Annotated in this window: 22 protein-coding genes; 14 read left to right on the top strand and 8 right to left on the bottom strand. The window is 54.2% G+C overall.

The window, feature by feature from the left end:
* Positions 1-104 precede the first annotated feature (104 nt).
* From arc to E8D52_02945, 7 genes are all read left to right on the top strand, one after another.
* Positions 105-1,874 carry a proteasome ATPase gene (gene arc / locus E8D52_02975; protein TKB70029.1) on the top strand — a complete coding sequence of 590 codons (1,770 nt, stop codon included), beginning with the start codon at positions 105-107 and terminating at the stop codon, positions 1,872-1,874.
* A 7-nt stretch (positions 1,875-1,881) separates the two neighbouring features.
* On the top strand, positions 1,882-3,381 hold the full coding sequence (locus E8D52_02970; GenBank protein ID TKB70028.1) for a proteasome accessory factor PafA2: 1,500 nt from the start codon (positions 1,882-1,884) through the stop codon (positions 3,379-3,381).
* 23 nt (positions 3,382-3,404) lie between these two features.
* Entirely contained in the window at positions 3,405-4,220 is an 816-nt protein-coding gene (gene prcB / locus E8D52_02965; protein ID TKB70027.1) for a proteasome subunit beta, read from the top strand.
* 2 nt (positions 4,221-4,222) lie between these two features.
* On the top strand, positions 4,223-4,909 hold the full coding sequence (gene prcA / locus E8D52_02960) for a proteasome subunit alpha (protein TKB70026.1): 687 nt from the start codon (positions 4,223-4,225) through the stop codon (positions 4,907-4,909).
* 90 nt (positions 4,910-4,999) lie between these two features.
* Positions 5,000-6,376, top strand: coding sequence for a Pup--protein ligase (pafA, locus tag E8D52_02955; GenBank protein ID TKB70025.1), 1,377 nt, complete (start codon positions 5,000-5,002; stop codon positions 6,374-6,376).
* Positions 6,377-6,411: 35 nt separating this feature from the next.
* Positions 6,412-7,368: a M23 family metallopeptidase gene (locus E8D52_02950; protein ID TKB70362.1), complete on the top strand. Its 957-nt coding sequence runs from the start codon at positions 6,412-6,414 to the stop codon at positions 7,366-7,368.
* Between the two features lie 98 nt (positions 7,369-7,466).
* Positions 7,467-7,730 (top strand): hypothetical protein, encoded by a 264-nt coding sequence (locus tag E8D52_02945; GenBank protein ID TKB70024.1) that lies wholly within the window; start codon positions 7,467-7,469, stop codon positions 7,728-7,730.
* A 265-nt stretch (positions 7,731-7,995) separates the two neighbouring features.
* Here the strand turns inward: E8D52_02945 and E8D52_02940 are convergent, their stop codons facing one another.
* Positions 7,996-8,439: a winged helix-turn-helix transcriptional regulator gene (locus E8D52_02940; GenBank protein ID TKB70023.1), complete on the bottom strand. Its 444-nt coding sequence runs from the start codon at positions 8,437-8,439 to the stop codon at positions 7,996-7,998.
* Between the two features lie 369 nt (positions 8,440-8,808).
* Here E8D52_02940 and E8D52_02935 point away from each other — a divergent pair, with 369 nt between their 5' ends.
* The 7 genes from E8D52_02935 (at position 8,809) to E8D52_02905 (ending at position 15,823) form a co-directional block, all read left to right on the top strand.
* Positions 8,809-9,636: a methane monooxygenase/ammonia monooxygenase subunit C gene (locus E8D52_02935; GenBank protein ID TKB70022.1), complete on the top strand. Its 828-nt coding sequence runs from the start codon at positions 8,809-8,811 to the stop codon at positions 9,634-9,636.
* Between the two features lie 253 nt (positions 9,637-9,889).
* A complete protein-coding gene (locus E8D52_02930; protein TKB70361.1) occupies positions 9,890-11,674 on the top strand; it encodes an ATP-dependent metallopeptidase FtsH/Yme1/Tma family protein in 1,785 nt (594 codons plus the stop codon).
* Between the two features lie 278 nt (positions 11,675-11,952).
* Entirely contained in the window at positions 11,953-12,711 is a 759-nt protein-coding gene (locus tag E8D52_02925; protein ID TKB70021.1) for an SDR family oxidoreductase, read from the top strand.
* A 548-nt stretch (positions 12,712-13,259) separates the two neighbouring features.
* Positions 13,260-13,523, top strand: coding sequence for a hypothetical protein (locus E8D52_02920; protein ID TKB70020.1), 264 nt, complete (start codon positions 13,260-13,262; stop codon positions 13,521-13,523).
* A gap of 313 nt (positions 13,524-13,836) precedes the next feature.
* A complete protein-coding gene (locus E8D52_02915; protein TKB70019.1) occupies positions 13,837-14,475 on the top strand; it encodes a hypothetical protein in 639 nt (212 codons plus the stop codon).
* Between the two features lie 14 nt (positions 14,476-14,489).
* Positions 14,490-15,308 (top strand): hypothetical protein, encoded by an 819-nt coding sequence (locus tag E8D52_02910; protein TKB70018.1) that lies wholly within the window; start codon positions 14,490-14,492, stop codon positions 15,306-15,308.
* Between the two features lie 80 nt (positions 15,309-15,388).
* On the top strand, positions 15,389-15,823 hold the full coding sequence (locus E8D52_02905) for a hypothetical protein (GenBank protein TKB70017.1): 435 nt from the start codon (positions 15,389-15,391) through the stop codon (positions 15,821-15,823).
* A gap of 106 nt (positions 15,824-15,929) precedes the next feature.
* On the opposite strand, the gene E8D52_02900 is transcribed toward E8D52_02905, so the two are convergent.
* The 7 genes from E8D52_02900 to lon form a co-directional block, all read right to left on the bottom strand.
* Positions 15,930-16,181: a hypothetical protein gene (locus E8D52_02900; GenBank protein TKB70016.1), complete on the bottom strand. Its 252-nt coding sequence runs from the start codon at positions 16,179-16,181 to the stop codon at positions 15,930-15,932.
* 200 nt (positions 16,182-16,381) lie between these two features.
* Positions 16,382-16,699, bottom strand: coding sequence for a hypothetical protein (locus E8D52_02895; protein TKB70015.1), 318 nt, complete (start codon positions 16,697-16,699; stop codon positions 16,382-16,384).
* A gap of 58 nt (positions 16,700-16,757) precedes the next feature.
* On the bottom strand, positions 16,758-17,132 hold the full coding sequence (locus E8D52_02890; GenBank protein ID TKB70014.1) for a hypothetical protein: 375 nt from the start codon (positions 17,130-17,132) through the stop codon (positions 16,758-16,760).
* Positions 17,133-17,464: 332 nt separating this feature from the next.
* On the bottom strand, positions 17,465-18,883 hold the full coding sequence (locus tag E8D52_02885; protein TKB70013.1) for an HD domain-containing protein: 1,419 nt from the start codon (positions 18,881-18,883) through the stop codon (positions 17,465-17,467).
* Between the two features lie 14 nt (positions 18,884-18,897).
* Positions 18,898-19,413: a DUF2062 domain-containing protein gene (locus tag E8D52_02880; protein ID TKB70012.1), complete on the bottom strand. Its 516-nt coding sequence runs from the start codon at positions 19,411-19,413 to the stop codon at positions 18,898-18,900.
* Positions 19,413-20,456: a thiamine-phosphate kinase gene (gene thiL / locus E8D52_02875; protein ID TKB70011.1), complete on the bottom strand. Its 1,044-nt coding sequence runs from the start codon at positions 20,454-20,456 to the stop codon at positions 19,413-19,415. The genes E8D52_02880 and thiL overlap by 1 nt, the downstream gene beginning before the upstream one ends.
* 11 nt (positions 20,457-20,467) lie before the next feature.
* Positions 20,468-22,966 carry an endopeptidase La gene (lon, locus tag E8D52_02870; protein TKB70010.1) on the bottom strand — a complete coding sequence of 833 codons (2,499 nt, stop codon included), beginning with the start codon at positions 22,964-22,966 and terminating at the stop codon, positions 20,468-20,470.
* Positions 22,967-23,032: the final 66 nt, after the last annotated feature.

The following is a 23,032-nucleotide window of genomic DNA, read 5'->3' as shown; positions in this document are numbered from 1 at the left end:
ATCCCCTGTTGCAGTTGACCACCTCTAGGTCGGGTGTTAGAATCCGATCACACGTGTGATCCACGAACTCATTCGACGTTGCGTCCGATTCTTGTTGTGCCGAAATGGCGTCTAGCAAAGATCAGCGCGGTCGGCTCCGGTCCCTCCGAGATTCCGTCAAGAAGATTACGAAGCGGTTGTCTGAGGGGAATGGGGAGATGATTCACAAGAACGACGAACACAGTCGTGAAGTCGATAAGCTTCGCGTTCAGATTCAGTCGATGGAAGAAGAAATCCGTCGGTTGTATCAGTCCCGCCACCAATTCGATCAGGCGACCAAGCACAACGAAAAACTTGTAGCGACGCTGCAGGAGGCGAAGGCTCAGATCGAGGCCCTGCGGGCCGAGGTCGAGAAGCTGACCGCGCCACCGTCGGCCTACGCCATCTTTTCCAGCCTGAACGAGGATGGAACGGGCAACGTGTATGTATCGGGACGGAAAATGAAGGTGAGCCTGCACCCCTCGATTAAGCGCACTGAGTTGCGGAAGGGCCGCGAAGTCGTTCTGAATGAAGCGCTCAACGTGATTGAAGTGAAGGGGTTCGACAGTCAGGGGGAGGTTGTTCGACTCAAAGACGTGCTGGAGGGGGGACGAGCCTTGGTCACGCTCCATTTCGATGAGGAGAAGGTGGCTGAGCTCGGTGATCCATTGCTCGCTGAGCGGCTGAGTGTCGGTGACCACCTCCTCTATGATCCCCGTTCCGGGTATGTCATTGAGAAGTTGCCGAAGTCCGAAGCGGAAGAGCTGGTATTGGAAGAGGTTCCGGATGTCGACTATGAGCATATCGGCGGCCTGCAGAAGGAATTGGAACAAGTCCGTGATGCGGTCGAACTGCCGTTCCTGCATCCGCACGTATTCGCTGAATATAAGCTCAGCGCACCGAAGGGGGTGTTGCTCTATGGCCCACCTGGTTGTGGGAAGACGCTTATTGCGAAAGCCGTGGCCAACTCGATCGCGAAGAAATTGGGCCATCGAGCCGGTAAGGAAATTCGGAGCTACTTTCTTCATGTGAAGGGTCCTGAATTGCTCAATAAGTACGTCGGGGAGTCGGAGCGTCAGGTGCGTGAAGTGTTTAAAAAGGCGAAGGAACGGGCCGATGATGGCCATCCGGTGATTGTTTTTTTTGATGAAATGGATGCGCTCTTCCGGACTCGTGGGACTGGTGTGTCCTCGGATATCGAATCGACCATTGTGCCGCAGTTTCTCTCTGAGATTGACGGGGTTGAGCGATTGCGCAACGTCATCGTTATTGGGGCCAGCAATCGTCAGGATTTGATCGATCCGGCAGTGCTTCGCGCCGGTCGATTGGATGTCAAAGTCAAAGTGGGACGACCAGATGCCACGGCTGCCAAGGACATTTTCTCGAAGTACATCTCAACGGATCTCCCGTTTTCCGCCGAAGACCTGGAACAGCACGGAGGCGATCGACAGGCGCTCGTGGATCGCTTGACGACGTTGACAGTCGAGACGATGTACGCCGCCAGTGAAGAAAACAAGTTCATCGAAGTGACCTACGCCAATGGCGAAAAGGAAGTGCTGTACTTTAAGGACTTCGCCAGTGGAGCCTTGATCGAAGGCATTGTCTCACGCGCGAAAAAATTTGCCGTCAAGCGCGTGATCGCGCAAGAAGGAGCCGGTCTGCGCTCGGACGACTTGATCCGCGCCATCCGTGAGGAGTTCAAGGAACACGAAGATCTCCCCAACACGACCAATCCGGACGATTGGGCAAAAGTCGCCGGAAAGAAGGGCGAGAAAATCATTCATCTCCGGACCATCAGCGGTGGACCTGCCGAACATCGGCAGATTGAAACCGTCAATACTGGCCACTATCTCTAGCGAACTTATGCCAGACTCTACCTCCACGAGTCGCTTGCGCGTGCTCGGCACTGAAACCGAGTTCGGTATTGCGTCAAAAGATCCATCTGCGGTTGACCCTGTGTCAGGCTCCTTTACCGTCATTGGACATTACCCGGGATTGCCGGCTCCAAGGGCGCTCTGGGATTATGAACACGAAAATCCCCTTGTGGATGCTCGTGGATTTGAAGTCGATGGTGAACGAGAGCGCCCCAATCCCGACTATAACCGGCAGCTGAACAAGGTGTTGGCGAACGGCGGACGGTTATATGTCGATGGCGCTCATCCGGAATACTCGACACCAGAGTGCTCGAGCGCCCGGGAGGTGGTGGCGTTCGAACGAGTCGGGGAGCGCATTCTCGCCAAATGTCTTCAGGAACTGACTCGGGTGAGAGGAAGCGAACAGTATGTCCTATACAAGAACAATTCTGACGGCAAGGGCAACAGCTACGGGTACCATGAAAATCATTTAGTCTCGAGGGCCGTGTCGTTCGACCGGATTGCTCGGGTGTTGACGCCGTTTTTCGTCACACGACCGATCTTTGCCGGAGCAGGAAAAGTTGGAGCTGAAAATCAAACCAGCCCGGCGGAATATCAAATCTCCCAGCGCGCCGACTTTTTCGAATGTCTCATGGACCTCAATACGATGGTCAAACGGCCGATCATCAACACACGAGACGAACCGCATGCCGACGCGGCGAGGTTTCGGAGACTCCATGTCATCACGGGCGATGCCAATATGGCGGAACTCTCTACCTATTTAAAGGTGGGAACGTTGGACATTGTCTTGGACTTGCTGGAATCAGGAGCCGATCTGCCCCAGCTTGAACTGGACGAACCGGTCCGTGTGTTTAAGCAGGTGTCGCGCGACCTGGATGTGAAGGAAACCCTGAAACTGGCCGGTGGAAGGCCTACTACGGCTCTTGCCGTTCAACGGGCGTACCTGGGTGCTGCCAAGACTTTTTATTCCTCGCAGGCTCACAGTCCTACCACTCATGATGTATTGCGTCGTTGGGAGGAGGTCCTGGATCAGCTCGATCAAGATCCGCGGCTGTTGGTCAAATCGTTGGATTGGGTTGCCAAGCGGCATATGATCGAGTCCTACATGGAGCGTAAAGGCTGCGGATGGAATGATCCTCGAATGAAGCTCATGGATCTCCAATACCATGACGTCCGTCCAGAGAAGGGATTATTTTATACCCTGGAACGCAGTCGCCTCATCGAACGGATTGTTGAGGAAGATGAGATTCAGCATGCTGAATTGAACCCTCCGACTGGAACGAGAGCCTATTTTCGTGGGCGCTGTGTCAGTAAGTTTGCGAAGGCGCTCTATGGCGCTAGTTGGACATCGGTGTTGTTCGACATCGGCAATACGACAATCAAAAAAGTGCCGCTGATGGATCCTCATCGAGGGACGCAGGCCTTGACGCAGGAGTTGCTTGATACAACCGATTCGGTCGATGCCTTGATCGAGAAACTCAAGGTTTAACGAAGGGTGGTTCGAAGATCGCGATGAAACTGCCTTATCTCCCTGACCACGACGGCTCCAGTTTTTTTGACTTTGTCTCGATACATCATCCCGAGTTGGCATTGCGAAGCCACGGTATGGCAGCCGTTCCCGACCAGGTGCGCGCCGTTGGGCCGGTCGCTGTACCTTCTGCCACGACCGTGCTGGCTCTCAAGTATCAGCAGGGAGTGGTGATTGCCGGAGACCGCCGAGCCACGGAAGGGTTTCAGATTGCGGATCGGCGAATCGAAAAAGTCTTCAAGATCGACGACTGGTCGGCCATGGCGATCGCGGGGGCGGCCGGGCCGTGCATCGAGATGGCCAAGCTATTTCAGACCGAGTTGGAGCATTACGAAAAACTGGAAGGTGTGCCGCTCTCCTGTGAAGGAAAGGCCAATAAGCTGGGGCAGATGGTCAAGGCGAATCTTCCGATGGTGTTTCAGGGACTGGTCGTCATGCCGTTGTATGTCGGGTATGACGTGAAGCGTGGCGAGGGCCGCATCTTCAAATACGACATTACCGGTGGAAGGTACGAAGAGTCCGATTACCATGCGATCGGTTCAGGTGGGAAAGATGCCCGCAACACGATGCGCGAACATTTTAAGCGGCAACTTTCCGAGGGGGATGCGATCAAATTAGCCTTGTTGGCGCTCTATAATGCCGCGGATGACGACGTCGGGACCGGCGGACCTGACCTCGTGCGGGGCATTTATCCCACGGCGAAGGTCGTGACGGCTCAAGGCATCGCCGATGTATCCGACGACACCCTGCGTGCTGTGTGCAACGATGTGATGGCCGCGCGCCGTTCACGGGAGACGTAATCATGCCAATGCCCTACTACGTGTCCCCTGAGCAGATGATGCAGGATAAGGCGGAGTATGCGAAGAAGGGGATTGCCAAAGGCCGCTCGATCATCGCGATGGAGTATGTCGACGGCATTCTGTTGACTGCGGATAATCCGAGCGCCTCGCTGCACAAGGTGTCGGAGATTTACGACAACATTGCGTTTGCCGGAGCCGGCAAGTATAGCGAGTTTGAGAACCTTCGAAAGGCTGGAATCCGCCACGCTGACCTCAAAGGGTTCATGTACAGCCGAGAAGACGTCACGGGCCGCTCTCTGGCGAATGGGTATTCTCAAAGCCTGGGGACCGTATTCAGCCAGGAAATGAAGCCGCTTGAGGTAGAGATCCTTGTGGTGCAGGCCGGTTCCAATAATCACCCGAACGAAATCTATCGTATTTCGTTCGACGGCAGCATCATCGATGAGAAGAACTTTGCGGTGATCGGCGGCAAGTCTGAGGCGGTGCAGACCCTGTTGAAGGAAAACAGTCCCAGTCAGGCGCCGCCCTTGGATGCCGCGTTGAAGCTGTGTGTTACAGCGCTGGAGCAGACGGCCAATCAAAAGCTGCCGCCAGAAGGATTGGAAGTCGCGGTTTTGGACCGAACCCGTGTCGGCCGAAAGTTTCGCCGGGTATCGATTGCCGATGTTCGATTCATCCTCTCTCCCTGACCTCTGCCTTTCGTAGAGGCTTCCTTTGTTGCAGATCCGCAAAGCGGCGTATACTCTATCTAAAGGCCTTTCATGATGTCTGGTGGTTCGATGAAGCAACGGATATACGGCCTCGAGAACGAATACGGCCTCATTTTTTCCCCCAACGGTCGTATCTATCTTCCCATGGAAAAAGTCTTGGGGTACATTTTTGAAGGACTGATTCCCAATAGCTGGCCGTCGAACGCATTTTTGGTCAATGGGGCGCGATTCTATCAAGATACCGGCTGCCATCCCGAATATTCGACTCCAGAGTGCGATAACATTCTGGACCTCGTGATCCACGATAAAGCGGGGGAGCGATTGTTGGAGGCCTGTTTACCGGCCGCCGAAGAACGGCTTCGAGAGGAAGGGCTGTCCGGGGAAATCTATATTTTCAAGAATAATACGGATTCTCTTGGGAATACCTACGGATGCCACGAGAATTTCCTCATGCGACGCGATGTCGATTTCTGGAAAGTCACCGAACAATTGATCCCGTTTTTCGTGACCCGGCAGGTGTTCAGCGGGGCGGGCAAAGTATTAAAAGTATCTGGCAAGCCGCAGTATTTCATCTCTCAGCGCGCGCAACATATTCATGAGAAGACATCCTCGTCGACGACCTCTTCTCGGAGCATCATCAACACCCGCGACGAGCCCCATTCAGATGCCGAACGCTATCGTCGCCTCCATATCATCGTCGGCGATTCCAACATGTCGGAGTACGCGACGTACCTCAAAGTGGGGACCGCTGCGCTGGTCTTGTCGATGATCGAAGACGGGTACACGGTTCATGGGTTGGAACTCGAAGATCCGGTCAAGGCGATCCGAGAGGTCTCACGGGATCCGACCCTGAAGAAAAGGGTCAAGCTTGATGATGGTCGGCAGATGACCGCCATTGAGATTCAACAGGTCTATCTCAAGCGGGCGAGAGAGTACCTGAATGAACAGGCGCATGAACCCTTCCTCGACGATGTGTATGACAAGTGGGAACGGATGCTCCAGCAGCTGGAAGAAGATCCAATGCAGCTTATCCATCAGGTCGATTGGGTCACGAAGAAACATCTGATCCAGTCTTACGTAGACAAGAAGAATTGCGGGTGGGATGACCCGAGGGTGCTCCTCCTGGATTTACAGTTCCATGACGTGAAGCGAACAAGAGGGTTGTATTACCTGATGGAGTCTCGAGGGCTCATCGAACGGGTCGTCGAAGAGGAGGTGGTCCAGCGGGCGATGTCCACCCCTCCACAGACGACCAGGGCAAAAGTTCGAGGAGATTTTATTCGGTTTGCACGGGCCAAGAATCGATCCTATACAGTGGATTGGACATATCTGAAGCTGAATGGGTATTGGGAGGAAACCATCCTTTGCATGGACCCCTTCAGTGCGGTGAATCGACGGGTCGAGGAACTGATTTCTCAAGTATCCGGAGGACGTTTCTACCGATGAAGCCGATACTGGATGTGCATCACCGACGCCATGCCATGGTGGAACCTTCCGTGCTTGCGGTTCTCGTGCTGTTTGCCGGTTCTCTCTTCGTCGATCTCTTGTCTGGTTCCGTACCGACTGCGCAAGGTGCGGATGGCCACTATAGTGGGAAGCAAGGGCACATTATCGTGGTCAAAGTGCCTACCGATGATTCAACTGTTCGAGTCCAGGGAAAATTCTTGGGGCGATCCGTGAGGTTCTTTCTCGAGACGAGACGTGATGAACCAAAAGGATTCATCGGATTGCTCGGGATAGACCTTCAGGATGAGCCGGGAACGCATGAACTCGCGGTCGAGATGAACACCGCAGATCAAAGTCGCACACTCATGTACAGGGTGACAGTCGTCAAAGAGAAATTTCACGTTGAGCATCTCACGCTACCGAAAGATAAAGTCGATTTAGACGACAAGGCAGTCGCACGTTGGAAAGCTGAACAAGAGCAGGTCAAGACCGCCCTGGCCACAGACTCCCAGGTCAAGTTGTGGCAACCGGGTTTTGTGGAACCGGTGAACGGCAGACGAACTGGGATCTTCGGCAGTGTCAGAATCATGAATGGGCAGCCACGCAATCCGCATAACGGGGAAGACATCAGTGCGCCGCTCGGAACGGATGTGCTGGCGACGAATGATGGCATTGTGCGGCTCACCGTCGAGCATTTCTTCTCTGGGAAAGGCATCTTTGTCGATCACGGACTCGGCTTCTACTCGATGTATTTTCATCTATCCGAAGTGCTGGTCAAGGACGGCGATCAGGTGAAGGCCGGGCAGGTCGTCGGAAAAGTCGGGGCGACCGGTCGGGCCACGGGACCGCATCTCCATTGGGGCGTGAAACTTAACGGCGCACGCGTCAACCCCTATGCCTTGCTGGATCTGCCGTTCAGAGGCTCTACGCCATCGGCAGTACCCGTGCCGGTTGCTGATTCTACCGTCGGCGTTGGTCCGTCGGTTCCCTAGCTCTAGTCAGTCATTGCCCTTCCCTGTGATTTCTGGTTGACCTTATCTCTCCGGCAAGCATACCCTTATCCCTGCGATTTAGGTATGAGGCATTCCGCATGAGCATCTTCTTGTTTCTCTCCTCGGCACTTTCTTTGCTGCTTTCTGCTCACCAGTTTTCAATTGCCGAGCATACCGGGCAGAACCGTGGGGCGTTGTTCTTTCTGCTCATCGGCATCCAGCTGCTGATTATCGGGGTGCTTGTGCATGATCATCAAGAAGAACGTGCCCGAAAGTCACAGACGTCTGCAGAAAATGAAGATCACAAAGAAGCTGGGACGAGCATGGCGAATACCTCGGAGGAACAAAGGAAGAAGTTGTGAAATACGCGCAGACGCTCAAGGTCAAAAAGTCGTAGCAGCTTAACGAGTAGGGTGCTCAAGAAATGAGGTTGCGCGAGAGGGAGTGGGCTGATTATGAAGCACAGAATCAAGTTAATACCAATAAAGCTTCCAAAGGGCTGCGGTCTCTCAACCAGTACCTGAAATCATTCGTCTTTCCACTAGCAGAGGCATAACTGACCCGAGAAGCATTTCTGACTCAGGGTTGTGCTATCGAAAGGTTTTGGTTGTGCCGCGCTTTTATCCGTTAGAGTACGGCTGATGTAGCCAGCTTCTGCAAGGCGTTTCGCAGTGCGACCGCAGCGGTCTTCCCTATTACGGTCTCATACTCCTGCTGGGCTTTTTGCCATGATTTTTCCGCACTGGCAAATTTGGCTGCACCCTTTGCGGTGAGCGTCACACGCCGTGTCCGTCCATCAATCCCATCAGGCTTTAGAGCTACTAACTGCCTGCGCAAAAGTGGTCTCAAGTTATGCCCGAGCGTTGAGCGGTCCATCACCAAGTATTCTGCCAATTCATTCATGGTCGGCGGTGTTTGGCGGTGTCTGTTGAGTTCTCCTAACAATGAGAACTGAGTTGTCTTAAGCCCAGTACTTCTGAGGTGCCCATCATAGAGAACCGACACGCGGCGAACGGCTTTTCGCAAGACTGCGCAGTAGCACGGAGAGTGTGACGATATCTGCTTAACCATACAGCTCACCCATTGTTAGATTTGGTTCATGCGTCCGAGTAAAAATATTATAGGACGGTCTTGACGTTTTTCCAAGGGCTTGACACCAGAAAGTGTCGCACGTAGTATGAGGGCATGTACCCATTTATGAAAGCATATGCCCTTAATAATTCCTAACCCAGGAGGAGGTGTGCATGGAGACACGTATGCGATCAACCAATGCGCGCGGGTCTGGTCTTTTAGAAGAAAAAGCTGAAGATGCAACTTTGTACAAATGGGGGTGGTTAATGGGGTTAGCCGTGGGCGCTTTAACGGCCGCCTACCGTTATGCAGGCTGAGCAATGGAAGTGGAAGAAGCGTTATCCTTAATCTCACAAGGAGGTCTAAATCATGGGATCCTCAACTCAAACAAACACAGAGAGAGGATATGACATTTCGCAGTGGTACGACACGAAGGCGGCGAAGCTCGGCTGGTTGGGGATGTTGGCAATTGGGGTGTTTTGGGTGGTGTACCAGCGGACGTTTGGGTACTCGCACGGTCTCGACTCCATGACGCCGGAGTTTGAGTCAGTGTGGATGGGGCTGTGGCGGTTTAACATTCTGGCTAACGCCGTGTTCTTTGCCACGTCAATCGGGTGGATCTGGGTGACGCGGGATCGGAACCTGGCGAACCTGGACCCGAAGCTCGAGCTGAAGCGGTACTTTCACTGGATGGGCTGGTTGGCCTGCTACATCTGGGGCGTGTACTACGCGGGCAGCTACACGTTAGAGCAGGATGCCGCGTGGCATCAAGTGATCATCCGGGACACAAGCTTTACGGCGAGCCACATTGTGGCGTTCTACGGGACGTTCCCGTTGTACATCACGTGCGGCGTGTCGAGTTATCTGTATGCGCAGACCCGGTTGCCGCTGTACAGCCAAGCCACGTCGTTCCCGTTGGTGGCGGCGATCGTGGGACCGATGATGATCCTCCCGAACGTGGGCCTCAACGAGTGGGGCCATGCGTTCTGGTTTGTGGATGAGTTGTTTGCGGCGCCGTTGCATTGGGGCTTTGTGACATTGGGCTGGTGCGGGTTGTTCGGCGGCGCAGGCGGCGTGGCCGCGCAGATCGTGAGCCGGATGTCGAATCTGGCGGATGTGGTCTGGAACAGCGCACCCAAAACCGTTCTCGATCCGTTCCCCAGCCAGGTGAATCCGAACGCCAAGGCCGGGTACTGATAAGATCCGGTACTGAGATAGAAAATTACGGAGATTGTAGGTCCGAGGCGTAGGTCGGAGGGAGCGACGAGCCAGGTAGTGTAGGTCCGTCGCTCCGCCCGACTGAAATAACGGAAGATGTCAGGTAAATATAAAACTGTAAGCATGTCAAATACGTCTTCACACTGAGGGTGAGGGTATCACAGCGATAAGCTATCCGACGTGACCAACTATTCGTGAGAGGCTGCCCTTGAATACCAAGACCAAACAACTGATGTTTTGGACGGTGTTAGGCCTGTTCATCATATTGCTAGTCAACTTATGGAGCATGCCGACGCGCGGATTAGAGGAACAGGTTATTTTCAGCGATTTCATGGCGAAACTCGACAAAGGCGACGTCGGAAAGGTCATCATCAGGGGACATCATATCAGCGGTGTATTAAAAGATAATTCCCGACTTCGAACCTACTCGGCGGACTATCCTGATCTCGTCCAGGTGCTACGGGAGAAAGATGTTCAGATCGAGGTCAAACCACCTGATGAAAGCCCTTGGTATATGAGTTTTCTTGTGACCTGGGGGCCGATCGCGTTTTGTCTCGGTTTCTGGTTGTTCTTGATGCGCCGAATGCAGCCCGGGAACACGGCCCTATCCCTCGTGAAGAGCAGAGCCCGCTTGCTGACAGATGATCGAAAAAAGGTGACCTTTGCCGATGTGGCAGGAATCGATGAAGTGAAAGAGGAAGTACAAGAAACAGTCGAATTTCTGAAGGACCCGCGAAAGTTCCAGAAACTCGGCGGGCGCATTCCCAAGGGTGTGTTGGTCGTGGGCCCTCCTGGAACCGGGAAGACCTTATTGGCGAAGGCGATTGCCGGCGAGGCGGGCGTTCCCTTCTTCAGCATCAGCGGGTCGGATTTTGTAGAAATGTTCGTGGGCGTCGGGGCCTCTCGAGTGCGTAATATGTTCGAACAAGCGAAAAAACAGGCTCCCTGTATCATTTTTATCGATGAGATCGACGCAGTCGGACGGTCCAGGGGAGCGGGGCTCGGCGGTGGAAATGATGAACGTGAACAAACGCTCAACCAGTTGCTGGTTGAAATGGACGGATTTGATACGACGGAGGGTGTCATTCTGGTGGCAGCCACCAATCGTCCAGATGTACTTGACCCGGCTCTGCTGAGGCCAGGCCGATTCGACAGGCAAGTGGTGGTGAATCAGCCGGATCTCCGAGGCCGTACGGAGATCCTGAAGGTCCACACCAAGAAAGTGCCGATTGCCGCCGGCGTAGAGCTGGAGAAGATCGCTCGAGGCACTCCCGGTTTCTCAGGCGCCGACTTGGAAAATCTGGTCAATGAGGCTGCGCTCTGGGCTGCTCGTCAGAGTAAAACCGAAGTCGGAGCCGTGGATTTCGACATGGCGAAGGACAAGATCTTGATGGGCCCCGAGCGCAAGAGCATGGTGCTCACGGACGAGGAAAAGCGGGTCACCGCCTATCACGAGGCGGGTCATGCCTTGATGGCCAAACTTCTGCCTGGCACCGATCCTGTCCATAAAGTGTCGATTATTCCGAGAGGCCGCGCGCTGGGTGTGACCATGCAGCTACCGACCGACGACCGTCACAATTACTCCAAAGAGTTCTTGTACAACACGCTGGCGATCCTCATGGGAGGCAGAGTCGCGGAGGAGCTGGTCTTCAAACAGAGCACGACCGGTGCCGGCAACGATTTGGAGCGCGCGACGGCTCTTGCGCGCCAAATGGTTTGCGAATGGGGCATGAGTGAAACACTTGGGCCGCTCGTGTTCGGGCAGAAGGAAGAATCGATGTTTCTCGGTCGCTCTTTTGGGAGTAAGCGTGATGTCAGTAATGAAATGGCGCTGGAAATCGATCGAGAGATTAAGCGCCTCGTCACGGAGAATTACGAACGGGCCAAGCGGGTCCTGACCGAACAGATGGCAAGCTTAAAAGCGTTGGCGGAAGCGCTCTTGGAGAAAGAAGTGCTGGACGCATCGGAAATCGATGCGATTCTTGTACAATCTTCTTCTCACGCTGTCCTAGCCTAAGGTCTGTTGATGTTCAGTAGCCTGCTCCTCAAGATTTCAGCGGATGGAACAGGCATGGAGACTATCGATCAAGTTGTCGTTACACTATTCGTGAAAGGAGCGACGGATGCCGTGTAGGTCCGATGGGGCTGAGTTACTCCTAGTGACACTCGAATCAGGAAGTGATGAGGACCATGCAGATATTGCATGCGGTGTATCGTCCTGGTTTGTGATGGTTTCACGATTCGATATGTACCGTGCGTGATAGTGATGAACCAAACTGCCTGGGGGTGAAACATATGAGACTCGCACACAGGGTGGCGATTGTCACCGGTGGAGGGACCGGCATCGGTGAGGCGATTGCCAAGGTTTTTGCTCGGGAAGGCGCGAAAGTTGCGATCACAGGCCGGCGGCAGGATGAATTGGAACGCGTTGTTAAAGACATTGAGCGGACAGGCGGACAGGCTTTAGCACTTCCAGGCAGTGTGACCAACGAACACGACGTGCAGGAAGCGGTGGCCACTACTGTCGGGACCTTCGGCCGTCTCGATATTCTGGTCAACAATGCGGGCAATTTGTTCCATACGGCGCGACTTCACGAGACCACTGATCAGATTTGGGATGAGACCTTTGACGTGTTTATGAAGGGGACGTTTCGATTTATTCGTGCGGTGATTCCTCAGATGCTTCAGCAGGGCGGCGGCTCGATCCTGAATATCTCCACAGTCGTCGGGCTCAAGGCAATTCCCGGCTTTGAGGCTCATGCGTATCAAGCGGCCAAGGCGGGTGTGATCATGCTCACCAAGACAGTGGCTGTGCACTACGCGAGGCAAAACATCCGTTGTAACTGTATCTGTCCAGCTGGCGTTGTTACCCCACCCATCGCAAACATGGTGAAGGATCCACAGATTAAAGCCTGGTTCGAAGGCGTCCACCCAATGGGTCGGCTCGGGCAGCCGGAGGAGGTTGCTGAAGCGACGGTTTATTTTGCATCCGAGGAGTCGCGCTGGACAACCGGGAGCATCCTGTCGGTGGATGGCGGTGTGACGGCCGCATAAGCGATAGAAGATCAAGCACGAGAAGACTTGTGGTATGCAGTTGATTATTTCGAAGGTCTTTAAGGAGCGGCTATGGATATTATTCCGCTGTTCGCATTGGTGTCGGTTGTAATCATCCTCGGTGCGTGGTACGTGTACAATCGGTTCTAATCATCATCGGTGGGTGGATCGTGTACAAAATGAGTCCCTAGGTCGCCGGTCCAGAATTGGCATCCTCCTGGGGCCAGACCTCATCTTCCTGAGAAGTACTCTTGCGCGGTAGATAATCCGGTCTGGCGGTGTCAGCGCCGATGCGATAAGTCCTCAAAGCACCGAAGCGTACGCCTTGCTCCTTCGCTCGCTGCGGCCTTGCTGGACGGACTTTTTGAGCATTCTGATGTGTAGAATGCCACAGTTCTTTCTATCATCGTGCAACGGTGCGCGGAGCAGAAACCGAGTTTTTCAGCAGACTGCTAGTCGGTCCTTGCCCTCTCCTGTGATTTCTGGTTGACCTTACCTCTCCGGCAAGCATACCCTCATTGCTGCGACTTAGGCATGAGGCATTCCGCATGCGAATCTTCTTGTTTCTCTGTTCAGCGCTCTCTCTTCTACTTGCCGCGCCCAAGTTTTCACTTGCCGAGCCTAGCGGGCAGTACAAGGGAGCCTTATTCTTTCTCTTGATGGGCATCCAGCTCCTGATTGTCGCGGGACTTGTGCATGATCATCAAGAAGAACGTGCCCGAAAGTCACAGACGTCCGTAGATAAGGAAGACCGCAAAGAAGCTAAGCCGAGTGCGACGAATGCCTTCGAGGAATGGAGGACGAAGTCTTGAAGGACAGTGCGCGCGGCGGTTCTTGGTCCTGCCCGCAGAGAATAGATGAGAACGGCAATGTGCTCCGTTGTGTGTATATGGATGAGGGGCGGCGCGGGAGGACGAGTGAGTCTACAACAGTCATGATGGAATCGCGATGCAGGAAAAGGCTATGGCACCAAATAAGTCAATAGTCATGCTTGACCCTATTGCCACATCAAAAGATGGCCGCCGCGCATGAGGGCAAGACCGTGAAGGACTTCTTGATCGAGCTGGCGGAGGCTTGCAACCAGGAGTTGGAGCGGAAGGGGATCTTGCCGAAGGGGAAGTAGCGATGGACTGGAACACGTTCGTCACGACCCTCACGGCCACCGGATTTGCATCGGCTGCCTTCGTCTTTCTCGCCAAAATCTTGTCGAAACATCTACTGTCCATGGATCTAGAATCCTTCAAAGCCGACCTGCGAGCAAAGAACGAGAAAGAGTTAGAGCAGCTCAAGGCAGACTTGCGCATCGCCGCCTTCCAGCAGGAAACGACTTTTGCGAGGTTGCATGAGAAACGGGCAGAAGTCATCGCTGAGCTGTACGCCAAATTGGCGGAGGTTCACGACCGTATGCAGCTTCTGCTGTTCCCAAGCGGTCTGAATGACGGAGAAGATGTTAGGCAACATCGCGAAAAGGAAGCGTCTAATGCTGCCATTGATTTTGCCCGTTACTGCAACACTCACAAGATCTTTTTTGAAGAACCCCTTTGTGATCTGCTCGAGAGCTTTAATCGCGACATACTCACATCATGGGGTATGCACAAAGATGGTTCTACGGCTAGCAAAGGCGAGATGGGTAGTACGGAACGGGAAGCTGCCTGGCAGCACCTAGACAAACAAGTTAAACCGATCCGAAATGAAATTGAGGCCACCTTTCGCAAGCTCATTGGACTCACTCCATTGAGCACCACTCCCTCCAAGGCCGGTTGATTCAGAGATCTCCTATGAGTTCGTTGAACGGCATAGAGCGAGGAAAGCTCGAAAGACTCTTATGCATGGGTACCGGCTATGTTTCCACGTTCAGTGACTCAACCTTTGAGACCTTCTTCGCTGACTTCGACATAGACATCCATAATGATAAGTACACAGGAACCGGAACATCCAAAGCGAAGAAACTCCGGCAATTCTGGAAACTCGAATCAGATCATCTTGCCGGGACAACCATAGCGGCGCTTGTAAAGCATGTCGAAGACAACCCTCATCCTTTCGACCCTATCAGTGAGGATGATAAGACGGCACTGATTCGCGACTGTAAAACCATTGCCTCTCGCTTGATGGCGGGGAAGATCGATCTAGGGCAACTCAAGAAAGCAACCGCCTGTTTCGATGCCAAGCATCTTGCTAAACAGATTCACCGCATCGAACAATCTATTGATTCGGACCCGGCCTTGGCGATAGGAAGCGCAAAGGAATTGATCGAGACGTGTTGCAAGACCATCCTGGCTGAACGTGGGAAGCCCGTTTCGGGCACACCGGACATTCCCACACTAACGAAGCACACCCTGCGAGAATTGAAACTCGTTCCCGAAGGCGTCCATGAAGCCACACGCGGAGTGGACGTGCTGAGGCGACTCCTGCAAAGTCTCGGCACCATTGGCAACAACCTCGCCGAACTCCGGGGCCTGTACGGTACAGGACACGGGAAGCATGGAGAGTTCGAGGGACTACTGCCACACCATGCTCGTCTTGCTGTCGGGTGTGCTGCCACCTTAGTTGCGTTTCTCTTCGACGCGCACAAGACCAGCCCCGGTGGTACTCGGTGAAGTCTGAAAGCTCCATGCTTGACAATCGAGATCTTGATCGCGTCTATCTTGCTATCGGGAAGTTCCAGGTGAATTGGTCTGTGTTCGAGTATGAACTATATCGCTTTACCAAAATCATCTATGCCAACTGCCCAACCTTCATCCCAGCCAAGTTTCCGGATGGCATTGCGGGGAAAATTGCCCTTCTTAAACGTGTGCTCAAGAAGGAACCGAGGCTTTCTGGGATCAGCGCAGACGGACTGAAACTGACTAAGGCTCTTTGGCTCCATCTAAAACTAAGACACCTGATAGTTCACGGCTCAATCGCCCATATCGAAAACTCTTCCACGTTGACTTTCTTTAGACCTCTCGAAATTGGCGACGGACCACTCAAGAGAGCCGAGCGTGTCCAGGTCGAACTTTCTCAAATTGAGATGGAAGCGCAGGAGATGGAATACCGTTCTCTTGAGCTTGGTTTTTTCGGGTCTCAATTCGAGGATGCCTTTCCCATCCCACCAGGATCTCACTCCCCATAACATTCTGATGGGACAAGGGAGATAGAAGGCTCTAGTGCATCGCCCTTCCCAAGGCCGAATCGTCATCACAGGCCGTTTCGTCTCGAAACCGACCGCCACAGTTCGCTCAGGAACGACGATCTCGGTTCCGTCCAATGGTCTTGGTCGGGCCGTCTCGCTGGCTGGCATAGGCCGCCTGAACCACCGTATTCACCGGCTGACAGGGCCAGCAGCCACCGCGTCCTTCTTTCCGCTGTCTGCACCGGACATTGCTTACGGCAATGAGGAAGTCGTTGTAGAGCGTGGGTGCGAGCGGATCGTTTACCGTCATCTTCAGATCTCTCTGCCGTTTCCGTCGTTCCACTTCGGTGACACCCATGATCAGCTCGTGGTCGTCGTTTCGAGTCGGTATAATCGATCACGAAACCGCCTGAGACTCATGGCTCCGTGGCTCCAATGTCTGCAGGGGACTGTTCTTTGTCTCGCCGGAGCGCCTCGAATCTTTCCACATACGCCGTATATGAGCGCCTGAGTCGAATATAAGGGGTCGGATACTGTTTGTGAGCAAACGCGTCTCTCTCAATACACAATGCCCGGGCGCTTGCCATTGATGATCAACAGTAGTCGTTTAAATTGTAACGGCTTATCGGGATCACGCGTATAGTGAGTGGGATCTTCTGAAACTTCGACCTCGCTCAGCGGGATCGATAGTTTCTGCCGAATGTGGGGGATGTTGGTTTCCAATTCCAGATCAACTAATCGCTCACTGCAGCCAGCCACGACCGTGTTGATATCGCGTTGGTCATCAAACTGCACAGTGATCCGCTCTTCGGGGTTGATCCACGGCGTAATGAGGGCCAGCTTGTCGGTACGACTCATGCCAGATTGATTGTCCATGATGTTTCAATCATACCCTCATTTTCCCCAACTATGTCACTCGGGTATTCCCGTGTAGCTAATTTGGCGAGACACCCAATCCTCCCATCAGCGGCATCACGCTTTTTTCATCCGGTCCTTTTCCCTGCTGCGATGCCTCACTGATTTCGTCAAGGAGCTGACTGGCTTCGGGGTTCAGCTGTTTTAGCTTTTCCCCAAGCTGGCCGGACATCAAGCCTTGTTGAATGTCGGTATCCGAGATTTTCCCCTCTTTGAGGCCCTGTTGGAGGATCTGTGCTAACGAGCGCACCTTTGCCAAGACGTCGGGGGGCATGCCATTCAGGAGACCGGCCGCATCCTGCTGGCCACCCCCAAGCTGAGCATAGGCTGGAATGGCCAATGAAAGAGAAAGCCCGCAGAGAGTGATCATCAGTTCTCTAGTCAAACCCATCATACATAGCCTCCTCTGTGTTAGCCCTCTGAATCAAGACTCAGATCAACTCGATTCCCTGCAGGATGCCTGCCAGCTTTGGTGGAAGAAGAAAGGACCTTGTCGCGAAAATGTAGAGGAGGAAGAACTTCACATTCTCAGGCAGCACTGATCCTCTCTGCATTGAGAAAATAGAGAACTTCGTTGCCCACTTGTCCATGTATGGCATTCGCGATCATCTGAAATGAGCAGATGAATAGGAGCCCTGATGTTTGGATGTGTGAAGGAGAGGGCGTGGACGAAACAGCGTATTCGGTCTTCGGGATTGTTCAAAAATGGGACTTGGCGTGGAGTATTCAGTAATTAGACTCTAGGCTGGTCGGGGTCTTATTGAGGACGGTTGCGGCAGCTTGCGAGAGAGCGGCGTCGTGGTGGTGGTCGGGAGAATAGATTCGAAACTGGATGAGTCGCGTAGGCAGCAGGTCTAAGCATTCCTCCAGCGGCTCGGTCGAAACCTGACCCGTCCCGGGATCGTACACATAGAGTGGATTATCTCGGTGGTCTTTGGGGTCTGGTCGTGGATCCAACAGGGCCATGTCCACTCGAAACGGCAGCCGTCTCAAGCCGGACGGCAGCTCTTTGGCAATCTGCTGCTCAAAATGCCGATGGCTGGGAAACGCCATGCCGCGTTCCTGTCCTTTTTCTTTCAACGTCGTGCTGTAGGCCATTTTCCATTTGATGTCTCGGCCTAAAATCCTGGCCCATTCCTGTCCTAACTGTCGTCGGGCTTTGTGGCGAGACTGTGCCCATCCTCGGACTTCTTCCAACAGCGACCAATCGGTTAGAGCGCGATACCGATCCATATTCTTACGCGGATCCTTGGGGCAGAGCAGCTGCATCGTCTGGCCGAAGATGTCCCGCAGATGGATGTCGATTGCTCTGGTGGTGCGATGGAAGTAGACATTGGAGTAGAGGTACATTCTGGTGTTTAGAAACATTTGGAGGGACGGAAGTCCTGTCTTGTGAATGGTGAACCCTTTCTCCGTCACGATGGTGTAATGAATCAACCGTGTCAGATCGACTGGGCCGACCGCCACGCCACACATATACGAGTCCCTCAAGACATAGTCCAGATTGTCTCCCGTGTAACTCCCTGAGATCACGGGCTGGAGCATGTTCAACCATCGAGGAAGGCGGGAGTTGTCCTTGCCTTTCTCCTTGAGGATCAGGTGAGCGATTTGGTCAGGATTCAGTTCTTCTCCTCTTGCGAAGGGGCCGGACGGGCTTCGGCGGATTTTCTTGATGAGGGGGGCTAAATGTTCACGGATGATGATTTGGCCTAGCCGCTCGTGGGTGAGGCCATGGGTATGGAGAAAATTATCGTCGAAGAAATGGCAAAACGGCCCGTGCCCGATGTCGTGGACCAAGGCTGTGACACGGAGGAACTCTTCGACGAAATTTGGAGAGGGCACATCCTTCACGACTTTCTTGAGAAACGGGTACAGGTGTCGAGCAAATCGTCCCGCGACGTGCATCGTCCCGAGTGAATGCACAAACCGGGTATGTTCCGCGGAGGGATAGACCCAGCGAGCGCTCTGCAGTTGGTAGATGTATCGCAGCCGCTGGACCCAGGGGGAGTCGATCAGGTCCTTCTCGGTGTGCTCATGTGGATCAGGATGAGCATAGGGGACGGTGAAGGTGACGTACTTGTGGATGGGGTCAGCGATGAGCGCCGAGCCATCATAGGGCGCGTTCGGTCGGTCTGCTGATTCCATAGTCAGTGTGTATCTTAGCCCACTTGGTCAGGGGGCGGCAACGGTTCGGTCGTGGGACTGGTAGGCGCGGAGCGATGTTTTTTGAAAAACAAGTAGGCGGCAGGATAGGACACGAGGGCTCCGAGCACACTGAGCACAAGTCCTCCGAGCACGAAGGGAGCAGCGTAGGGAAGGACTTGTTCGTAGATGCCGCTGAAACTCATATCCTGCCAGTCGAAGTTCGGTTGATCCGTACGTCCGAGCAAGAGGGCGCCGGTCCAGTAGGTTGCGCCTAAGATCGGAATGACGGTCCAGGGATTATTGACTAAGGCGCCGGCGAGCAAGGCCAAGAAATTGAGACCGAATAGCCAGGTGCAGAGCACTACCATCGCCGTGTGCAGACCATAGGCGGGGGAGAACGCGATGAAGACGCCCAGCGCAAAGGCCAACGCGGTGCGTTGCGGTGACTCCTGTAAATGCAGGACTTGGCGCAAGAGTGCCCGAAATGATCGGGCCCGTTGTGCCGAGGGCTGGTGACTGCTGTTGGCCATCAACGGAAATGCTCGTAACTTGTGACCGGCAGAGGTTGCGTCCGACCGTCAGTCATCATCTGAATCCCGAACCACTGCGGGCGAATCGTTCCGATATGGGTGATGCGATAGCCGCGTGTTCGCGCTTGCTGCTCAACCTTCTTGCAGTCGCGTGGCGGCGTGGTGAACAGCAACTCATAGTCTTCGCCTCCAGTGAGTGCGAGTTGAATCGGCGACACTCCGATCGCCCGGGCATAGGCTCGGCAGGCCGGTGAGATCGGAATCTTGTCGAGTTCCACCTCTGCGCCGACTCGACTGGCTTCACACAGATGCCGAAGATCTCCGGAGAGGCCGTCGGACAGATCGATGGCAGCAGAGGCGAGTTGTCTCTCGTTGAGCCACTGGCCTTCGGCGACCCTCGCAGTAGGGCGGAAATGGCGACGGAGCAGAAACGCTCGATGAGCGGAAGAGAACTCGGACTTCTTTTTCCTTGAGGGGCCTGAGCTTGTGCTCTCCATTAAGAGCGTGAGGCCTGCGAGGGAGTCTCCTAGCGTGCCCGAAACGTAAATGTGATCTCCTACGTTGGCACCGTGTCGAAACAGTGCTAGGCGCCTGCTTGTCGCGCCGACCAGGGTGATGCTGAGAAAGAGTCCAGCCTTGGATGCCGAGGTATCCCCACCGACGAGTGTCACGTTATACAGGCGGCAAGCTTTCATCAAGCCGGTGTAGAGCTCATGGATGTGTGGCCGCGTCCATGTTTTTGGGATGGCGAGCGAGATGAGCAGATAGCGGGGGACGGCTCCCATGGCGGCGATATCGCTGAGGTTGGCCATGGCTGCCCGGTATCCGACGGACTCAGGGGTCGCTGACTTCATGTCAAAGTGAATACCTTCGGCAAGCAAGTCCGTTGTGAGGTGCCACCACGTCGGCGACGAGGTCGCAATTACGGCAGCGTCGTCGCCGATGCCTTGGACAAGTCCCGGTGTGCGACGGGCAAACCGACGCTCGAGCATTCGGATGAGTGCAAATTCTTGAAGGGGGGGGCTGGCCTGACGGCGGGCCACGGTACGATCCTTTATGACCGCGCCGGTGCGCGGTGTGCCATCACCGTGGCAGGGAGTTCGTGTGATCGTCGGCCTTTACTGGATCGCAGAGGGGGGATACGCGATGGCGCCGGAGGTGTCGATGGCTTCCGAGAGGCCGGTGAAGCCTTGGCTTGTCGGCGGAGGGCGATCTTCATGACGTCGTCCATGGTTTCGACGAACGCCAAGTGAATGCCTTTGAGGAGATGCTTGGGGATTTCCTCCAGATCCTTTTTATTTCGACGCGGAAGGATGACGGTGGTGAGTTTTGCCCGTTTTGCCGCCAAAATCTTTTCCTTGAGTCCTCCGATTGGAAGGACGCGGCCGCGCAGGGTGATTTCTCCGGTCATGGCCAAATCTCGCCTTGCAGGAGTACCGGAAAATGCCGAGGCGATCGCAGTGGCCATCGTGATGCCGGCCGATGGCCCGTCCTTGGGGATGGCTCCGGCTGGTACATGAATATGTAAGTCTTGTTTGCTGAACATGTCAGGGTGGAGATTCAACGTTTTTTCCCGTGAACGGACATAGCTGAGCGCCGCCTGCGCGGACTCTTTCATCACGTCTCCCAGATGGCCGGTAAGGGTCAGTTGGCCTTTCCCCTTCATCACTGTCGCCTCGATATAGAGCACATCGCCGCCCGCTTCCGTCCAGGCCAGGCCGGTTACCACCCCGATTTCGTCTTTTTCGAGCTCTGCTTCCGGCACATACTTCGACACACCAAGGTATTTTTTGAGATTCGATGGATCGATAGGAAATCCCTGACCTTTGCCCTCGGCGACTTTCTTTGCGACCTTGCGCATCACGCTGGCAATCTCACGTTCCAGATTCCGCACGCCTGCTTCGCGGGTGTAATGCGAGATGATCTGTCGAATGGCCGGTTCCGTCAGACGGACATGTTTGTTCGTAATTCCGTGCTCTTCGAGTTGACGAGGAATCAGGTATTTCTGGGCGATGCCGAGTTTCTCCTCCTCGGTATACCCGGGAATCTCGATGACTTCCATGCGATCACGCAATGCGGGAAGGATGGGATCGATTAAATTCGCCGTGGTGATGAACATCACTTCGGTCAGATCGAATGGAGCCCCGAGATAGTGGTCGGTAAACGCATTGTTCTGTTCCGGGTCGAGCACTTCCAATAAGGCTGCCGAGGGGTCCCCTCGGAAATCCATCCCGACCTTGTCGACCTCGTCGAGCATGAACACCGGATTACTCGTTCCTGCCTGTTTCAGACCTTGGATGATGCGTCCGGGTAATGCGCCGACATAGGTGCGGCGGTGGCCGCGGATTTCAGCCTCATCCCGTACGCCGCCTAAGCTGATACGAACAAACTCACGTCCCAGTGCCCGGGCGATCGATTTTCCCAACGAGGTTTTCCCGACCCCTGGTGGGCCGACGAAGCAGAGAATCGGGCCCTTCATTTTCTCTTTGAGCTTTCGGACGGCCAGGTATTCCAGGATTCGTTCCTTGACCTTCTCAAGGTCGTAGTGGTCGTCATTCAATACTTTGGCGGCAGCCTTTAGGTCGAGGTTATCCTTCGACCGCTTGGACCACGGTAATTCGACCATCCATTCCAAATAGGTTCGCACCGTTGCGGACTCGGCGGTATCCGGGTGCATTTTTTCGAGACGCTTGAGCTGCTTTTCGGCTTCCTTCAAGACCTTGTCGGGCATCTTTGCGTCTTTGATCCGTTTGCGGAATTCCGTGACTTCTTCCGCCCGTTCATCGAGTTCGCCCAACTCCTTCTGAATGGCTTTCAGTTGTTCACGCAGGAAATACTCCCGCTGGGTCTTGTCCATCTCCCCTTTGGCTTGCGCTTGAATCTTGTGCTGCATGGAGAGGACTTCGATTTCCTTTCCGAGAATGTCGCTCACTTGGCGAAGGCGTTGAATTGGATCGGAGATTTCCAAAACGGCCTGAGTGGTATCGACCTTGAGGCCGAGATTCGAAGCCACCATGTCGGCTAATCGGCCTGGTTCTTCGAGGTTTTCGATGACGACCATGACATCGGGGATCAGGATTTTCCCCAAACTCACGATCCGTTCGATCTGCTCCTTCACGGTTCGCATGACGGCTTCCGCCTCAAGGGGCGTGGCCGTCGTTTTCGTATCAGCGAGCTTGTCGATTCGAACGGAGTAGTAGGGGTCGGTCTGAATGTATTTCGTGATCTTGGCTTTGGCGATGCCCTGTACCAAAATCTTGATGCGTTCGTCCGGCAGCTTCAGCATTCGCATAATGATGCCGACGGTGCCGACGGTGTGGATATCTTTCTGCGCGGGATTCTCGACGTCGAGTGCTTTTTGCGTCGCGAGGAAGATCATTCGATTGCCGGCAAGGGCCGCTTCGATGGCCTTAATCGACATGTCACGTCCGACGAACAGGGGAAGCACCATGTACGGAAAGACGACGATATCTCGGACGGGCAACAGCGGGAGTTGAGTGGGCACTTCAATGTTTTGGGGAGACTGAATTTCTTGTTCGTTTAGGTCTGTCATGTGCCTGCCTGTTCTTTATCTATGGAGGTGGCGGGTTAAACGAATCAGGGTCTGTCTGTGCTCATC

Source organism: Nitrospira sp., assembly GCA_005116745.1.
GTDB lineage: Bacteria > Nitrospirota > Nitrospiria > Nitrospirales > Nitrospiraceae > Nitrospira_D.
This window is presented reverse-complemented; position numbering and strand designations above follow the sequence as displayed.

Excerpts from the sequence above, each read along its gene's own strand:
- E8D52_02910 (TKB70018.1), top strand. The coding sequence starts at position 14,490 with ATGAGTTCGTTGAACGGCATAGAGCGAGGAAAGCTCGAAAGACTCTTA.
- E8D52_02890 (TKB70014.1), bottom strand. The coding sequence starts at position 17,132 with ATGATGGGTTTGACTAGAGAACTGATGATCACTCTCTGCGGGCTTTCT.
- E8D52_02885 (TKB70013.1), bottom strand. The coding sequence starts at position 18,883 with ATGGAATCAGCAGACCGACCGAACGCGCCCTATGATGGCTCGGCGCTC.
- E8D52_02970 (TKB70028.1), top strand. The coding sequence starts at position 1,882 with ATGCCAGACTCTACCTCCACGAGTCGCTTGCGCGTGCTCGGCACTGAA.
- E8D52_02945 (TKB70024.1), top strand. The coding sequence starts at position 7,467 with ATGAGCATCTTCTTGTTTCTCTCCTCGGCACTTTCTTTGCTGCTTTCT.
- E8D52_02920 (TKB70020.1), top strand. The coding sequence starts at position 13,260 with ATGCGAATCTTCTTGTTTCTCTGTTCAGCGCTCTCTCTTCTACTTGCC.
- E8D52_02950 (TKB70362.1), top strand. The coding sequence starts at position 6,412 with ATGGTGGAACCTTCCGTGCTTGCGGTTCTCGTGCTGTTTGCCGGTTCT.
- E8D52_02930 (TKB70361.1), top strand. The coding sequence starts at position 9,890 with ATGTTTTGGACGGTGTTAGGCCTGTTCATCATATTGCTAGTCAACTTA.
- E8D52_02880 (TKB70012.1), bottom strand. The coding sequence starts at position 19,413 with ATGGCCAACAGCAGTCACCAGCCCTCGGCACAACGGGCCCGATCATTT.
- lon (TKB70010.1), bottom strand. The coding sequence starts at position 22,966 with ATGACAGACCTAAACGAACAAGAAATTCAGTCTCCCCAAAACATTGAA.
- E8D52_02915 (TKB70019.1), top strand. The coding sequence starts at position 13,837 with ATGGACTGGAACACGTTCGTCACGACCCTCACGGCCACCGGATTTGCA.
- E8D52_02935 (TKB70022.1), top strand. The coding sequence starts at position 8,809 with ATGGGATCCTCAACTCAAACAAACACAGAGAGAGGATATGACATTTCG.
- prcA (TKB70026.1), top strand. The coding sequence starts at position 4,223 with ATGCCAATGCCCTACTACGTGTCCCCTGAGCAGATGATGCAGGATAAG.
- prcB (TKB70027.1), top strand. The coding sequence starts at position 3,405 with ATGAAACTGCCTTATCTCCCTGACCACGACGGCTCCAGTTTTTTTGAC.
- pafA (TKB70025.1), top strand. The coding sequence starts at position 5,000 with ATGAAGCAACGGATATACGGCCTCGAGAACGAATACGGCCTCATTTTT.
- arc (TKB70029.1), top strand. The coding sequence starts at position 105 with ATGGCGTCTAGCAAAGATCAGCGCGGTCGGCTCCGGTCCCTCCGAGAT.
- E8D52_02895 (TKB70015.1), bottom strand. The coding sequence starts at position 16,699 with ATGGACAATCAATCTGGCATGAGTCGTACCGACAAGCTGGCCCTCATT.
- E8D52_02900 (TKB70016.1), bottom strand. The coding sequence starts at position 16,181 with ATGGGTGTCACCGAAGTGGAACGACGGAAACGGCAGAGAGATCTGAAG.
- E8D52_02925 (TKB70021.1), top strand. The coding sequence starts at position 11,953 with ATGAGACTCGCACACAGGGTGGCGATTGTCACCGGTGGAGGGACCGGC.
- E8D52_02940 (TKB70023.1), bottom strand. The coding sequence starts at position 8,439 with ATGGTTAAGCAGATATCGTCACACTCTCCGTGCTACTGCGCAGTCTTG.